This window comes from Kitasatospora sp. NPDC091257 (assembly GCF_044757675.1).
GTDB classification, from domain to species: Bacteria; Actinomycetota; Actinomycetes; order Streptomycetales; family Streptomycetaceae; genus Kitasatospora; species Kitasatospora lactacystinica.
This window is the reverse complement of the sequence record NZ_JBIVVI010001875.1, coordinates 1-1078: the sequence shown is the minus strand read 5'-3', so window position 1 is coordinate 1078 and position 1078 is coordinate 1. Positions and strand designations below refer to the sequence as shown.

Annotated in this window: 1 protein-coding gene; it reads left to right on the top strand. The window is 75.6% G+C overall.

From position 1 onward, the window contains the following. Positions 1–208 precede the first annotated feature (208 nt). Positions 209–1078, top strand: an 870-nt coding sequence (locus ACIQOV_RS42615) for an aminotransferase class I/II-fold pyridoxal phosphate-dependent enzyme (RefSeq protein WP_401056657.1), incomplete at its 3' end; no start/stop codon positions are given.

Below are 1078 nucleotides of genomic sequence, written 5' to 3'. Positions count from 1 at the left end.
CTCCCCACCCCCGGCCGACCGGACCGGCAGAACCGGCAACGCCGGTTGCCGGTCGCGGTGTTCCGGCACATCTGACGTACGTTCACTATGTGAAAAAAGATGCCTGGTGGCGGTGCCAGGTACATGGCTACTCTGCGGTACGGCCGGTCAGGCCCCGGCCGAACCGGGTCATTTCGACCCTCCCCATGCTCGGACCAGAGGAGTGCCCATGCCCCGCTCTTCCCGCTCCGCCCGCACCACCGGCACCGACAGACCGGCCCGCCGCCGTCTGCCCGCGCTCGCCGCCCTCGCCGCCGCGACCGGGAACGTCCTGCTCACCAGCGGGGCGCAGCAGGCCCTGGACTGCGTCCTGCGGACGCTCACCCGCCCCGGCGACGTCCTCGCCGTGGACGCCCTCGGCTACCCGGGCATCAAGCTGCTCGCCACCGCCCACGGGCTGGACCTGGCGCCCGTCCCGGTCACCGCCGCGGGCCCGGACCTCGACGCGCTCGACCGGCTCTGCCGCGCCCGGCCGGTGCGGGCGGTCTACACCCAGCCGACCGTCCACAACCCGCTCGGCTGGGTGCTCGGCCCGGAACAGCGCGAGCGCCTCGTCCGGCTCGCCGCCGACCACGGCTTCACCCTGATCGAGGACGGCACCTACGCCTTCCTGGAGGCCGCGCCGCCGCCACCCCTGCACGCCCTCGCCCCCGAGCGCACCTGCTACCTGGCCGGCCTCTCCAAGAGCGTGGCACCGGGCCTGCGGTTCGGCTTCGCCGTCCTGCCCGGCCACCTGCTCCGGGCTGCCACCACCGCCCTGCGCACGGCGGCCTGGGGTGCCCCCGGCCTGATCACCGCCCTCGCCACCGGCTGGCTCGCCGACGGTACGGTCGCCCGCCTGGAGCGGGAACGCCGCGCGGACGCCGCCGCCCGCCAGGCCGTCGCCCGCACCGCCCTGGCCGGCCTGACCACCACCGCCCACCCCACCTCCTACATCCTCTGGCTCACCCTCGAACCCCATCAGCGCCCCGACCACGCGGCCGCCGCCCTGGCCGCCGAGGGCATCCTGGTCTCCACCGCCGACGCCTTCGCCACCACC